This is a genomic window from Kandleria vitulina DSM 20405 (assembly GCF_000702065.1).
GTDB lineage: Bacteria > Bacillota_I > Bacilli_A > Erysipelotrichales > Coprobacillaceae > Kandleria > Kandleria vitulina.
Map to the genome: position 1 here is coordinate 1 of NZ_JNKN01000037.1, position 13762 is coordinate 13762.

Sequence of the window (13762 nt, forward strand, 5' to 3'; positions counted from 1 at the left end):
ATGGATATGCCATCTGAAACCGCTCATCTTCCTGCGGAGATGCTCAATGATTTCAGCGGGTCTGTATTCTTTTCTGAAATCCTCAATAAATCTGAATTTGTCGCATGTATTGATTTTTTTTGAATATTGTCGTATTATCATATTGTCGTATGATGGGTGATGAATCAAACTTTGGTCAGGGAGATTCATCACACTTTTTCTTTCTGAAGGATTTGTATGATACTATTGTACCCCATGCCTTTCCCGCAGATCAAAAAAGAGCGGGTACTGGAAAAGATTTCCAGAAACCCGCTGAAAGTAACAGAAAGATGATTTCCCGCAGTTTGGAAGATCATCAATATTATTAAGGGTATCAATAGGGAGAGGATAATAGCATGTTTAATGAGCTTGTAGTAGCGTTGATTACAGGGATTATCATTTTTACATATTCACTTGTAATCAGGAGTCTTCATTTAAGAGGGTTGACTGCTTTTATTGTAACTGTTGTTTTTATGTTGTTTATAATGCTTATTCTTTTTATTATCATTTTAGGAGACTTGTATATTAATGGAATCTTCGTGTAAGGATTCCTTTTTTAATGCCAGAAATTTGGTTTTAAAATATAATAAGCGTGAATTTTTCGGCTATTTGATGTAGTATAATAACGCTATAAGGAGGTGGAGAAATGAAAACGTATTTATGTATTGATCTTAAGTCATTCTATGCATCAGTAGAATGTGTGGATCGTGGTTTCGATCCACTTATGACAAACTTGGTTGTTGCAGATAAATCTCGAACTGAGAAGACAATCTGTCTTGCGGTTTCTCCATCGCTGAAGTCCTTGGGAATATCTGGTCGTCCTAGATTATTTGAAGTGATTCAAAAAGTAAAGAGCATCAATAAAGAACGTTTAAAAGATAATCATTACTATAAACTTCAAGGCTCATCGTATGATTATAAAGAACTAGAAAAAAATAAAAATCTTGCGATTGATTACTATGTGGCAACACCACGTATGGCACGCTATATTGAAGTCAGCAGTAAAATCTATGGAATCTATCTTAAGTATATTGCAAAAGAGGATATACATGTCTATTCCATTGATGAAGTCTTTATCGATCTTACAAGTTATCTTCATGCTTACAATAATGACGCTAAAACATTGGCTATGAAGATGATCAAAGATGTCTATAATCAAACTGGTATAACAGCAACTGCTGGTATTGGTCCTAATATGTATCTTGCAAAAGTCGCAATGGATATTGTGGCTAAACATATGAAGCCAGATGAGAATGGTGTGCGCATGGCATTTCTTGATGAAATGCGTTATCGCAAATATCTATGGACACATCGTCCATTGACTGATTTCTGGCGTGTGGGAATGGGTTATGCTAGAAAACTGGAGGCTTATCATATGTATACGATGGGGGACATTGCCCGTTGTGCTTATAATAATGAAGATCTCCTCTATAAGCTTTTTGGCGTAAATGCGGAACTGCTGATAGATCATGCATTTGGCTATGAGAGTGCAGAAATGAAGGATATTAAGAATTATAGACCTCAAAACAATAGTATGGGTTCTGGCCAGGTCTTGCAGTGTGCCTATGATTTTAAGAAAGCGAGGCTAGTCGCTAAGGAAATGGCGGAGCGTCTTTCCCTTGATCTTGTATCCAAGCACTTTGTCGCAAGTGGACTGGTCTTACATGTTGGCTATGATATCTCTAATAATCACTATAAAGGAGAAATGAGTGTCGACTTCTATGGCAGAAAGATGCCACGCCATGCACATGGGACAGTGAAGTTTAGGATAGCAACATCTTCATCAAAAATAATGCGTGAATCAATCAGTGTGCTTTTTGATCGGATCGTCAATAAGGAACTGATGGTGAGACGTTTAAATATTACGGCATTAAATATAAAAAATGAAACGATCAATCAGGGGCCTTCCTATGAACAGATGAGTCTGTTTGTTGATTACAATAAAGAAGATCAGTTGAGAAAACAGGAAAGCAAGAGATTGGAAGAAGAAAAAGTACTCCAGAAAACAATGATTGACATTCAAGAAAAATTTGGCAAGAATGCAGCATTAAAAGGAATGAACTTTGAAGAAGGTGCAACAGCGAGAGAACGCAATAAGCAAATTGGAGGACATAAGGCATGAGGAAAAGGAACAATCAATGGCATAACGTGTATGGTGTTGATATAGAAGAACTAGAAGATCGTGCAAGAGAAGCTTATGAGAAATACGGGGATATCATCAATCTTCCACGTCATGTATCAAGAAGAAAACATATGTCTACCTATAAAAGAGCAGCACAGTTTGCGCCATTTTCAGCGTTGACTGGTTATGAAGATTCTATTAATGAGACACAGAGAATGACAATGAGTAAACCTGAGTTAAGTGAAGATCAAAAAGAAATGATTGATTATAGATTACGACAGGCTTACTTTGATCATGAAGAAATAGAAGTTACCTATTTTGTTAAAGATCAAAAAAAAGAGGGAGGATCCCTCTTTGTAATAAGTGATGTTATTAAGACATATGATGACATCAATCGTCTATTGATCATGAATCAAAGCAAAATCATGATTGATGACATTGTCTTTGTAAAATAGATTAATGTTTCTTTCTCTTCTTACGTGGATACATGAAATCAGGTAAACGACGTCCTTCTTTTAGCCAAGAACGATATTCGGCTGTAGCAGCAAAGAGAACATCTCCAGAAGAGTTAAGTGCTGTTTCAACTGAATCCTGAATGACACCAAGAATCATGCCGACACCAACGACCTGCATAGCAATATCATTGGAAATACCAAATAGTGAGCAGGCAAGAGGAATCAGCAATAATGATCCACCAGTAACACCGGAACTTCCGCATGCGGCTAAAGTAGAAAGAACACTTAATACAAGCGCAGTCAATATGTCATAATGGATACCAAGAAGATTGGCAGTTGCCAATGTCATAACAGTAATAGTAATAGCAGCACCATCCATGTTGATAGTTGCACCCAATGGAATAGAGATAGAGTACATATCCTTGTCTAATCCAAGACGTTCACATAAAGCAAGATTGACAGGAATATTGGCTGCAGAACTTCTAGTAAAGAAGGCTGTAATACCAGATTCCTTAAGACATCTAAAGACAAGCGGATAAGGATTGGTACGCAGTGCAATACCTGCAATAAGTGGATCAATAATTAATGCCACAAAGAACATGGAACCACAAAGTACCAATAACAATGAACTGTATTTTGCAAATACAGAGATACCATTTTGTGAAATAGTAGCATAAGATAGACCTAAAATACCAAATGGTGCACAATTGATGATCCATTTGATAATCTGGGTTAATCCTTCAGCTAGATCATTAAATAATTCCTTAGTTGCATCATTTGCAAGACGCTTTAAGGCAAAAGCAAACACAATAGCCCAGAATAAGATACCAATATAATTGGCAGTAGCTAATGCATTGACAGGATTATCAATCATATTAAGAAATAACTGATTAATAACATCTGCAATTCCTGATGGGGCAGAAGGCAATTTTTCTGCACTTTTCATTAGCACAATCTTTTGTGGAAATAACATGGATGCTCCTACAGCAACACATGCGGCTAAGAAGGTACTTGTAAGATAAAAGAACACGACGGTTCCAAATTTCTTATCAAGCTTTCCATTACCATTCAATAAAGCACTACATACTAGAAAAAATACGAGTATAGGTGCAATGGATTTGAGAGCACCTACAAAAAGCTCCCCAAGTGTTCTTAATCCTACAAGATGAGGAAAGAACAATCCAAGAATAACACCGATGGCAAGACCACAGGCAATTCGTATAATGAGACTTGTCTCATTATATTTCTTAACGATATTCAAAATTATATCCCCCTTTATATATAGGAAGTAATATAACATATTTTTTATGAATATCCAAACATAATAAATGAAAAAGTGTAAAAAACAAACAGCGAGAATATAAATTAATTCTCGCTGTTCTTGTATTCAATAAAATGATCAATACTATAGCCAATTAATCGACATGCGATAATCACTATAGCAATTGGCAGTAATAATTCTATTTTTCTTGTAAAAATTAATGCAATAATTAATATGATCGCAAGAAAATAGCCAATCATGGTAAACATATTCATATATTTATGATTGTTTTGAGAATCCATTTTTTCCACCTCTTTAGGCAATTATAACATGTATTCTTGTTTCATCAAGCAAGCTTTCTCATTTTGTTAATCTAATACTCATAACAATTAATGTGTTATAATGACCAATATAAATAAAGAGGGTGAAATCAATGATCGGAATAAGTCGCTGTTTAGTAGGCGATAACTGTACTTACAGAGGAGACTCAAATTTAGTAGAAGAATTAGAAGAACTAAAAAAAGAAGGGGCCATACTTGTATGTCCTGAAGTTCTCGGAGGACTTCCTATTCCTCGTGATCCAGCAGAAATAGTAAGTGAATCACCACTAAAGGTCATGACTGTCAATGGAAAAGATGTCACAAAAGAATATGTGGAAGGTGCACGTAAAGCTGTTGATCATTTATTAGAAAACAATGTAGACACAGTCATTGTTAAAAGCAATAGTCCAAGCTGTGGGGCAGGGACTATCTATGATGGAACCTATTCACATACAAAAATCAAAGGTGATGGCATTTTTGTAAGATTATTGCGTAAACATGATATACATGTCTATACGGCAGAAGAATATTTATTAAAGAGAAAAGGAGAAAAATAAGATGGGACATATATTAAAGATGAATCCAGTATTGCATGAAAAAATCTGGGGAGGACATAAACTAAAAGATTATTATGGATATGATATTCCAAGTGATCATACAGGAGAAGCATGGGTTATTTCAGGACATAAGAATGGAGATTGTACAATCGCCAATACAGAATATGAAGGAAAGACTGTTTCCTGGTTATTCGAAAATCATCGTGAACTATTTGGCAATATTGAAGGTGATCAGTTTCCATTGTTAGTAAAGATCATTGATGCAAAAGAAGACCTTTCTGTACAGGTTCATCCTGATGATCAATATGCCAATGAACATGAAAACAGTTTAGGGAAAACTGAATCATGGTTTGTATTGGACTGTGATGAAGGAACACAGATGGTTATGGGACATCATGCAAAAACAAAAGAGGAATTGATTGATTATATTGAAAGAGATGATTATGATCATTTGTTAAATCGGTTCACTATAAATAAAGGAGACTTCTATTATATTCCTGCTGGAACATTACATGCGATCTGTAAAGGATCATTGATCTATGAAGCACAGCAGTCTTCAGATATTACATATCGTGTTTATGATTATCATCGTAAGGACGATCAAGGAAACGAACGTGAACTACATGTACAACAGTCTATTGATGTTACGACTGTACCTGCCTCTAATGATAAAGAAATGTTCTTTGAAAATGAAAAACTAGAAACAGGGACAAAAACTAATTATCTGAAATGTCCATTCTTATCCGTTTATGGCTATACAATTACAGATAAAAATGAAATAATAAATAAAGAACCATTCCAGCTTGTCAGCATTATTGAAGGTGTAGGAACACTTAATGATGAAGAAGTCAAAGCAGGAGATCACTTTATTATCTGTAGTGATGTAGAAACAATCATCTATGATGGACGCATGAAAGTGATGGTTACAACATTATAGGAGGATACGAAATGGAATCAGTTTATGAAGAAGCCTTGCGTATGCATGAAAAATATAAGGGGAAAGTGGCAGTCTCACCAAAAGTCAATGTCCAGAATGCTGAAGACTTATCTTTAGCCTATACTCCAGGGGTTGCTCAGCCATGTAGAGAAATTGTAAAAGATAGAGAAAACGTCTATAAGTACACATGGAAATCCAATAGCGTTGCCGTTGTAACAGATGGAACAGCAGTATTAGGATTAGGAGATATCGGTCCAGAAGCAGCACTTCCAGTTATGGAAGGAAAAGCTATTCTCTTTAAAGAATTTGCGGACATTGATGCCGTGCCAATCTGTCTTGATACAAAGGACCCTAAGGAAATCATTGATATTGTAAAAAAGCTAGCTCCAACATTTGGTGGTATCAATCTTGAAGATATCAGTGCACCACGTTGTGTAGAAATAGAAAGAACACTAAAGAAAGAATGCAATATCCCAGTATTCCATGATGATCAGCATGGAACAGCAATTGTCTTGAGTGCTGCATTGATCAATGCCCTAAAAGTTGTAAAAAAAGATATCAATGATATCACAGTTGTCGTATCAGGAACTGGCGCTGCAGGCAGCTCTATCATTCATATGATTCATGATCTTGGTGTAAAAGAAATCTATGGATTCAATATCAACGGTATTGTCACAAAAGAAGATTATGATCAATATGATTTCCTGACAAAAGAAATCTCTGAGATTACCAATAGCGAAGGTAAACGCATGACTATGGCAGAGGCAATGAAAGAAGCTGATGTCTTTATTGGTGTATCCGCTCCAGGACTTGTTACAAAAGAAATGGTTGCCAGCATGAAAGAAAATCCAATTGTTTTTCCAATGGCCAACCCAGAACCAGAAATCACTTACGCAGATGCGATTGAAGCAGGGGCTGCAGTCGTTGGAACTGGTCGATCAGATTATCCTAACCAGATCAATAACGTGTTAGCCTTCCCAGGATTATTCAGAGGGGCACTAGATGCACGTGCACCACAGATTACTGAATCCATGAAAGTAGCAGCCGCAAAAGGAATTGCGTCTCTTATCAAAGACGAAGAATTATCTAAAGACTATATTATTCCACGTGTATTCGATCCACGTGTATCCAAAGTTGTCGCAAAAGCTGTGGCAATTGAAGCAGAAAAGTAAAGAAAAAGTCCTTATCATGAATGATAAGGACTTTTAAAATAAAAAAAGAATAACAAATGTTATTCTTCTTCTCCATCATTGTAGTTTGAAACGTTATGATAAACCTGGTCAACGTCTTCGCAGTCATTTAATAAGTTCATTAAACGTTCAAATAAATCCATGTCTTCACCTTCAAGTTCAACTGTTTCAGTAGGGATAGTCTGGATTTCATCGATATCAAATTCAACCTTAGGAAGTTTAGCCTGAATGGCAACCTTGATATTGTTATAGTCTGTAGGTTCACCAGTAATCTTAATTGAACCATCATCTAATGTTGCGATATCTTTTGCGTCTACTTCACCTTCAATTAAAGCGTCTAAAGCATCTTCTTCAGATAAACCTTTGAACTGAACAACTGCTTCAACATTATATAAGTAAGAAACTGAACCTTCAGCACCTAATTTAGAATGTGCTTTAGTGAATGCAGGACGTACCTGTGAGATTGTTCTATTTACATTATCAGTTAAACATTTAACGATTAATGTAGAACCATTAGGACCAAAACCTTCAAACTGAAGTGAGTCATAGTTGTCAGTTGCACCACTCTTAACACGATCTAGAGCGTTATTGATAACGTGAGATGGTACCTGATCCTTCTTTGCTTTATTAATAATAGCTCTTAAAGAAAGGTTTGCATCAGGATCTGGACCACCAGACTTTGCAGCTTGATAAATTTCTTTTCCATAATAAGAATAGATTTTTGTTTTCTTTGCAGCAGTAGCGGCCATTGATGCCTTACGTACTTCATGAGCTCTACCCATAATAAAATTGCCTCCTTAGTAAAATTACTAGTCAATTATAAACATTTTTATTGTTATTTTCAATAAATTTAAAAAATTTATGGTAATATGGTTTCGGTGATAGAAATGAGGAAAATAATTATAGTCGGTGCAGGGGCTTCTGGCGTCTATTTATCAATACTTTTAAAACAGTCTCATCCTTCTCTTGATGTTATTGTTTTAGAAGCAAATAAGACACCATTAAAGAAGCTTTTAGCAACTGGAAATGGCAGATGCAATCTTTCCAATAAAGAGATGAATATCTCTCATTATGAAGGTGATCAGCTAGATTTAGTTAAAGATATTGTCGAAGATTTCAATATGGAAGAAGCCATGAAATCATTAGGACTTTATACAAAATATATGGGAAATTTGCTTTATCCAAGAAGTGAGCAGGCCAAGAGTGTTAAAAACATTCTGATGTCACATGCAGAAAATCTTGGAGTCGTATTCCTTTATGAACAAAAAGTAGAAGATATTTATTATGATGGTACATATCATATAAAAACAGAAACATCCCACTATCATAGTGATGGTGTTGTTCTTGCGATGGGAACTCCTGCGGGAAAACTATCTACAATGGATGATCGACAAAAGATTTTAAGACATCTTGATCTATCAATGAAGAAGATGACACCATCATTAACACAGATGATTACACATCCTGTCTATAAACAATTAAAAGGTGTACGTGTAAAAGGACATTTCACATTAGAAAAAGATGGTCGCATCTTAAGAGAAGAAGATGGAGAATTGCTTTTTACACAATATGGCGTAAGTGGTATTGCAGTTATGCAATTATCTAGATGCTATGAAGAAGGATGCCGTCTTCATATTGATATGATGAAGGAGTATACAAAAGAAGAACTAAAAGATATAATAGATTCTCTTCAAGAATTAGAGCATCCATATGATGGACTTGTACCTTATCAGATCAGTGCTCTACTTGAAAAAACAAAGCCATTGCCTTTCTTAAAAGATCTGACTCTTGAAGTCAAGGAATTAAGAGAAGCGCAGTATGCACAAGTTATGAGTGGTGGCATTCTGCTTGAGAATGTCAATTCTTCATTAGAAAGCAAGAAGTATCCTCATCTGTATGCGATGGGAGAATTATTAAATGTAACAGGAGACTGTGGCGGATATAATTTACATTTTGCATTGGCATGTGCTAAAAGAATAGCAAGAGATTTAAAGGAGTAATAACATGTTAAGAATAAATAATATAAAAGTATCACTTTCTGAGACAGATTACGCTAAGGTCATTTCAACACAATTGAATGTCCCTAAGCGTATGATCAAGAATGTAAAACTGTTAAAAAGATCAATTGACGCAAGAAGATCAAATGTTCATTTTAACTGTTCATTTATTTTTGAAGTCGATCAAGAAGAAAGACTACTAAATCGTCATAAGAAGATCTTAAGTCTCTATGAACCATATCATTATGATTATCCAGTAAAGAATAATAAGAAAGTAACCATTGTAGGTTCAGGTCCAGCAGGTCTATTTTGTGCCTATGTGTTATCACAGATAGGAGAAGATGTGCATCTTATAGAACGTGGCAAGAAAGTAGAAGAACGTGTGAAAGATGTAGACGCACTCTTTAAAGATGGAACAATCAATCCTGAAAGCAACATCTCCTATGGAGAAGGGGGAGCAGGAACATTCTCCGATGGTAAGTTAACAACAGGCACAAAGAATAAAAGAATTCGTTATATTCTAGAAACATTTGTAAAGCATGGTGCTCCAGAAGAAATCTTATATGAATCACTTCCTCATATTGGAACTGATCGTTTAAGAGAAGTGCTTATTTCTATGAGAAAAGACATTCTAGAAAAAGGTGGAAAGATTTCTTTTGAAACAAAGTTTACTAATTATTATGAAGAAGATGGAAAGCACTATGTAGAAGTAGAATCAAAGGGCAAGAAGGAAGTACTAGAAACAGATGATCTTGTCTTGGCAATTGGTCATAGTGCAAGAGATACTTACGAAATGTTAAGCAAAAAGCTTATCATGATTCCTAAAGCCTTTGCGGTAGGTGTACGTATTGAACAGAAACAAGAAAAAATCAATGAAATACAGTACAAGTCAGCCGCTCATCATCCTGCCTTAAAAGCGGCACCTTATAAGTTAGCTGTGCAGACAAGCAAGAAAAGAGGAGTCTATACATTCTGTATGTGTCCAGGTGGAGTTGTCGTTCCTTCAAGTGAAGAAGAAGGATTACTTTGTGTTAATGGTATGAGCTATTATGCACGAGATAAAGAAAATGCTAATAGTGCAGTGCTTGTCAATGTTACACCTGATGATTTTGGACATGATGTATTGGACGGAGTAAGATTCCAGAAAGAATTAGAGAAAAAAGCCTATGCATTGGGCGGTGGTCAATTAAAAGCACCAGTTCAGAAAGTGGAAGACTATATGAACAATGTTGCTAGTGTGGAATTAGGAAACATTATTCCATCTTATAAGCCAGGTTATACATTAGCTAATATCAATGAAGTATTCCCATCATTTATCAATGAAAACTTAAAAGAAGGATTTACATTAATGAATAAAAGAATGCCAGGCTTTATTGATGAAGATACAGTTATCACTGCCGTTGAATCACGTTCAAGTGCACCAGTACGTATCACTCGTGATAAACAGATGCATTCCAATGTTGAATGGATCTATCCAATTGGTGAAGGAGCAGGCTATGCCGGTGGCATTATGTCTTCAGCAGTGGACGGTATTTTATGTGCAGAACAGATTTGTAAGCAGTAATTTGTAAAGAACATAAATAATTTTAATGAATATTGGGCAAAATAAAAATTATCCTGAGATTATTTGACTTCATACTTCTGGTATGATAGAGTTTACTTAAACTTAAGAGTAGAAAGAATTATTAAGAAATGTGTTCATAGAGAGTCAGGGATGGTGTGATCCTGATAATGGCAGCTTAATAAGTGGGTCTATGAGGGTCCGTGGGAAATTGAGTATCACGGAACGTGTTGCTTATGTTATAAAGCAAAAATGTGATGGCATTTTAAACTAAGGTGGTATAGCAGATCAACGTCTGTCCTTTGTGGATGGGCGTTTTTTGTTTCACAATAATAAATGTCACAAGAAAAGGGGATATTATTATGAAAAAATTATTTAAAACTTTATTAGTAGGAGCTATGGCAGCTTCATTGTTATCAGGATGTTCTTCATCTTCATCTAAAAAGAAGGTTGGTATTATCCAAATGATGGATCATACATCACTTAATACAATCAAAAGTGCATTTGATGATGAAATGAATAAACTCGGCTATACAGATAAGAATGTAGAATATACATTCAAGAACGGTCAAGGTGACAACAATACACTTGCAAGTATCGCAAATGATTTTCAGGGGAAAGACTTCGACGTCGTTGTTGCGATCGCAACACCTGCAGCTCAGGCAGCTGCTCGTCTCGCTAATAAAACACCAGTTATTTTTTCAGCAGTAAGTGATCCAGTGGGTGCAAAATTAACTGCTTCATTAACTAAGCCAAATAAAAATATTACTGGTACAAGCGATGAAGTACAGGTTGATCAGATCATGGAAAAAGCTTTACAGGTTCAGCCTAACATGAAAAAGATTGGTCTTCTTTATAATAAAGGTGAAGCCAATTCAGTCACAAATATCGCAAACATCAAGAAATACTTAGCTTCAAAGAATATTCAGGTAGAAGAAGCAACTGTTGTAGGTGTCAATGAAGTACAGTCTGCAGTTGATACATTAGCTTCTAAATGCGATGCTATCTTCTCTCCAAATGATAATACAGTCGCAAGTGCAATGAGCATTGCTGGTCAAAGAGCTATGAAGGCTGGTATTCCTTATTATGTAGGTGCAGATTCAATGGTAAAAGATGGTGGCTTCATGACAGTTGGTATTGATTATGAAGAACTAGGTAGAGAAACTGCGCGTATGACAGATCAGGTTCTTAAAGGTAAGAGTGTTTCATCATTGCCTGTAAAAGTCTTCAAGACAAACTTAAATATCTATGTCAACAAGAAAGCATTATCTACTCTTAAGGTGACATTACCTGACAGCATCAAGAATGATAAGAAGTATATCGAGATTTAAGGAGTTTTTATATGAATGATCAAATCATTAAAATGATCCTTGGCGTACTAGAGCTTGGCGGAATCTTCGCTGTGCTCTCGCTAGGATTGTTTATCAGCTTTAAAATATTGAACATTCCAGATTTAACTGTGGATGGATCATTTACAACTGGCTGCGCAACAAGCGCAGTCATTACCCTTTTAGGTTCACCGGTACTAGGATTAGCCTTAGCTTTTGTGATAGGATGTCTAGCCGGAATTGTGACAGGATTGTTTATTACCAAGTTAAAAATCAATCCTATTCTTAGTGGGATATTGACTCAGACGGGGCTGTATTCAGTCAATCTGCGAATTATGAATCAGTCTTCAAATATTGCTTTGCTTGACAATAAGACAATCTTTACATCATTTGCCAAGTTTGATCCCTATGATAAGATTATCATCATATTTATCATTGTGATCTTACTGGTATTATTATTAAATTATTTCCTCAAGACACAGATGGGACTTGCTTTAAGGGCCTGTGGGGATAATGAAGATATGGTACGTGCTAGCTCCATTGATACTGATAAGATGAAAGTCATCGGCTTAGGATTAGCCAATGGTCTCGTTGGCTTATCTGGTGCTATCTACACACAGCAGCAGGCCTATGCGGATATGTCTGCTGGTATTGGGATGATGGTTATTGGTTTAGCAAGCATTATCATTGGTACAACACTTATCAGAAGTGATCGTGTATCTATGATGCTTATTGCTACCGTCATTGGATCTATTCTATACCGTGCCATCTTAACAATTGCCTTACAGTTTAACATTACAACAGGAGATCTAAAGATCTTGTCTGCTGCCATTGTCATTGTGGCTATATCATCAACATCATTGAAGAGGAGAAAAAAGAAACATGCTAAAAATTAAGGACCTTACAGTGATCTTCAATGAAGGAACAATCAATGAGAAAAAAGCCTTGGATCATATTGATTTAACAGTCAACGAAGGTGATTTTATCACCATCATTGGATCAAATGGTGCAGGTAAATCTACATTATTTCAAAGTATCTCAGGTGCTGTAGATATTACAGGTGGATCAGTTATCTTGAATGATCACGACATTACCGATACAAAAGAATACATTCGTTCACGTCATATTGGACGTCTATTCCAAGATCCACTAAAAGGTACTGCACCATCTATGACTATTGAAGAGAATTTAGCTTTATCTTTTTCAAGAGGAAAGCATTTCTCTTTAAGACCAGTTACTCATAAATATAGAAAGTACTTTATTGATGCATTAAAAGAATTAGATATAGGTCTTGAAAATAGACTTGATACAAAAGTAGGAACATTGTCAGGTGGACAAAGACAAGCATTGACATTGCTGATGGCAACACTTGTCACACCACAGCTGCTCTTATTAGATGAACATACTGCAGCCTTAGACCCAGGAACTTCAAAGAAAGTCTTGGCTTTATCAGAAAAGATTGCAAAAGAGAATCATATTACTACAATGATGATTACTCATAACATGGAAGATGCACTTCGTTATGGCAATCGTATTCTTATTATGAAAGATGGAAAAATTATTTCTGATATTAAAGAAGAAGAAAAGAAAAACATGAGTGTAGAAGATCTTATTCGTGTCTTTACACAGTCCAGTGAAATGAACGATCGTATGCTTTTAAGAAATTAAAAGAAGAAGCTGTAACGAAATAAAATACAGTAAAAAAAGTGGCGTACTCACTATTTAGTGAGTGCAGCCACTTTTTTGGTATAATTAGGTTATGAGTTACAAGAATATAAAAGAACCTAATTACAATAATCATTATAACCTATATCAGATGTGTTTGCCACTTAATCTTGAATATGTTCTTGATGAAGATGATGAACTGTTCTCGTTCCTGAAAGCGATAGGAGGAATTGATTTTTCAAGGTACATGAAAAAGAACGAGACCAGAGGACGTAAAGGACATGATAACTTCAGGATGCTTAAGGCCATTCTTTTTGCCTACATGCAGCACGGAAAGCCTTCTCTAAGAAA

15 protein-coding genes are annotated in these 13762 nt (G+C 35.6%); 12 read left to right on the forward strand and 3 right to left on the reverse strand.

Annotation, left to right across the window (positions count from 1 at the left end; genetic code table 11):
* The first annotated feature begins 374 nt into the window (after window positions 1-374).
* The 3 genes from T513_RS0107980 to T513_RS0107990 all read left to right on the forward strand — a co-directional run bounded on the left by T513_RS0107980 (window position 375) and on the right by T513_RS0107990 (window position 2595).
* Window positions 375-563, forward strand: a complete 189-nt coding sequence (locus T513_RS0107980; RefSeq protein ID WP_031589701.1) for a hypothetical protein — start codon at window positions 375-377, stop codon at window positions 561-563.
* 101 nt (window positions 564-664) lie between these two features.
* A complete protein-coding gene (locus tag T513_RS0107985) occupies window positions 665-2140 on the forward strand; it encodes a Y-family DNA polymerase (RefSeq protein WP_031589702.1) in 1476 nt (491 codons plus the stop codon).
* Complete coding sequence (locus tag T513_RS0107990) at window positions 2137-2595, forward strand: YolD-like family protein (RefSeq protein WP_080703134.1); 459 nt, start codon at window positions 2137-2139, stop codon at window positions 2593-2595. Before T513_RS0107985 ends, T513_RS0107990 begins: the two co-directional genes overlap by 4 nt.
* Window position 2596: 1 nt before the next feature.
* On the opposite strand, the gene sstT is transcribed toward T513_RS0107990, so the two are convergent.
* Both sstT and T513_RS0108000 read right to left on the reverse strand, forming a co-directional pair.
* Entirely contained in the window at window positions 2597-3856 is a 1260-nt protein-coding gene (gene sstT, locus T513_RS0107995) for a serine/threonine transporter SstT (protein ID WP_201783603.1), read from the reverse strand.
* A 104-nt stretch (window positions 3857-3960) separates the two neighbouring features.
* Window positions 3961-4158 (reverse strand): hypothetical protein, encoded by a 198-nt coding sequence (locus tag T513_RS0108000; protein WP_031589704.1) that lies wholly within the window; start codon window positions 4156-4158, stop codon window positions 3961-3963.
* A gap of 131 nt (window positions 4159-4289) precedes the next feature.
* Here T513_RS0108000 and T513_RS0108005 point away from each other — a divergent pair, with 131 nt between their 5' ends.
* Genes T513_RS0108005 through T513_RS0108015 form a run of 3 tightly spaced genes read left to right on the forward strand, consistent with a single transcriptional unit; the run spans window position 4290 to window position 6842 of the window.
* Window positions 4290-4733 (forward strand): 2-thiouracil desulfurase family protein, encoded by a 444-nt coding sequence (locus T513_RS0108005; RefSeq protein WP_031589705.1) that lies wholly within the window; start codon window positions 4290-4292, stop codon window positions 4731-4733.
* 1 nt (window position 4734) lies between these two features.
* Entirely contained in the window at window positions 4735-5670 is a 936-nt protein-coding gene (locus tag T513_RS0108010; RefSeq protein WP_031589706.1) for a type I phosphomannose isomerase catalytic subunit, read from the forward strand.
* Window positions 5671-5681: 11 nt separating this feature from the next.
* A complete protein-coding gene (locus tag T513_RS0108015) occupies window positions 5682-6842 on the forward strand; it encodes an NAD(P)-dependent malic enzyme (protein ID WP_031589707.1) in 1161 nt (386 codons plus the stop codon).
* A gap of 59 nt (window positions 6843-6901) precedes the next feature.
* Here T513_RS0108015 and T513_RS0108020 read toward each other — a convergent pair whose 3' ends face one another.
* The gene (locus tag T513_RS0108020) at window positions 6902-7642 is read right to left on the reverse strand and encodes a YebC/PmpR family DNA-binding transcriptional regulator (RefSeq protein ID WP_029070406.1); all 741 of its coding nucleotides are present in this window, start codon (window positions 7640-7642) and stop codon (window positions 6902-6904) included.
* A gap of 105 nt (window positions 7643-7747) precedes the next feature.
* Between T513_RS0108020 and T513_RS0108025 the strand changes: the two genes are divergently transcribed.
* The 6 genes from T513_RS0108025 to T513_RS12210 form a co-directional block, all read left to right on the forward strand.
* Window positions 7748-8860 (forward strand): NAD(P)/FAD-dependent oxidoreductase, encoded by a 1113-nt coding sequence (locus T513_RS0108025; RefSeq protein WP_029072317.1) that lies wholly within the window; start codon window positions 7748-7750, stop codon window positions 8858-8860.
* 4 nt (window positions 8861-8864) lie between these two features.
* Window positions 8865-10421, forward strand: coding sequence for an NAD(P)/FAD-dependent oxidoreductase (locus T513_RS0108030; protein WP_031589708.1), 1557 nt, complete (start codon window positions 8865-8867; stop codon window positions 10419-10421).
* 359 nt (window positions 10422-10780) lie between these two features.
* Window positions 10781-11749, forward strand: coding sequence for an ABC transporter substrate-binding protein (locus T513_RS0108035; RefSeq protein ID WP_029070409.1), 969 nt, complete (start codon window positions 10781-10783; stop codon window positions 11747-11749).
* An 11-nt stretch (window positions 11750-11760) separates the two neighbouring features.
* Window positions 11761-12642, forward strand: coding sequence for an ABC transporter permease (locus tag T513_RS0108040; RefSeq protein WP_031589709.1), 882 nt, complete (start codon window positions 11761-11763; stop codon window positions 12640-12642).
* Window positions 12629-13414, forward strand: a complete 786-nt coding sequence (locus T513_RS0108045) for an ABC transporter ATP-binding protein (protein WP_029072320.1) — start codon at window positions 12629-12631, stop codon at window positions 13412-13414. The genes T513_RS0108040 and T513_RS0108045 overlap by 14 nt, the downstream gene beginning before the upstream one ends.
* 91 nt (window positions 13415-13505) lie before the next feature.
* Window positions 13506-13762 (forward strand): transposase (locus tag T513_RS12210; protein ID WP_479691149.1); only part of this gene is annotated, 257 nt, incomplete at its 3' end.